The organism is Paraburkholderia sp. SIMBA_027 (assembly GCF_046535315.1).
Lineage (GTDB): Bacteria > Pseudomonadota > Gammaproteobacteria > Burkholderiales > Burkholderiaceae > Paraburkholderia > Paraburkholderia tropica.
Map to the genome: position 1 here is coordinate 1 of NZ_JAWRWY010000066.1, position 1,018 is coordinate 1,018.

At 56.4% G+C, this 1,018-nt stretch carries 1 protein-coding gene; it reads left to right on the forward strand.

Annotated elements, in window-relative coordinates; all coding sequences use genetic code 11:
• Window positions 1-1,018 (forward strand): DNA-binding transcriptional repressor LacI (gene lacI / locus SB764_RS38135; RefSeq protein ID WP_410866479.1); only part of this gene is annotated, 1,018 nt, incomplete at both ends.

A 1,018-nucleotide genomic window follows, 5' to 3' on the forward strand; every position in this document is an offset into this window, starting at 1 on the left:
AACGTTATACGATGTCGCAGAGTATGCCGGTGTCTCTTATCAGACCGTTTCCCGCGTGGTGAACCAGGCCAGCCACGTTTCTGCGAAAACGCGGGAAAAAGTGGAAGCGGCGATGGCGGAGCTGAATTACATTCCCAACCGCGTGGCACAACAACTGGCGGGCAAACAGTCGTTGCTGATTGGCGTTGCCACCTCCAGTCTGGCCCTGCACGCGCCGTCGCAAATTGTCGCGGCGATTAAATCTCGCGCCGATCAACTGGGTGCCAGCGTGGTGGTGTCGATGGTAGAACGAAGCGGCGTCGAAGCCTGTAAAGCGGCGGTGCACAATCTTCTCGCGCAACGCGTCAGTGGGCTGATCATTAACTATCCGCTGGATGACCAGGATGCCATTGCTGTGGAAGCTGCCTGCACTAATGTTCCGGCGTTATTTCTTGATGTCTCTGACCAGACACCCATCAACAGTATTATTTTCTCCCATGAAGACGGTACGCGACTGGGCGTGGAGCATCTGGTCGCATTGGGTCACCAGCAAATCGCGCTGTTAGCGGGCCCATTAAGTTCTGTCTCGGCGCGTCTGCGTCTGGCTGGCTGGCATAAATATCTCACTCGCAATCAAATTCAGCCGATAGCGGAACGGGAAGGCGACTGGAGTGCCATGTCCGGTTTTCAACAAACCATGCAAATGCTGAATGAGGGCATCGTTCCCACTGCGATGCTGGTTGCCAACGATCAGATGGCGCTGGGCGCAATGCGCGCCATTACCGAGTCCGGGCTGCGCGTTGGTGCGGATATCTCGGTAGTGGGATACGACGATACCGAAGACAGCTCATGTTATATCCCGCCGTTAACCACCATCAAACAGGATTTTCGCCTGCTGGGGCAAACCAGCGTGGACCGCTTGCTGCAACTCTCTCAGGGCCAGGCGGTGAAGGGCAATCAGCTGTTGCCCGTCTCACTGGTGAAAAGAAAAACCACCCTGGCGCCCAATACGCGCGGGGAGAGGCGGTTTGCGTATTGG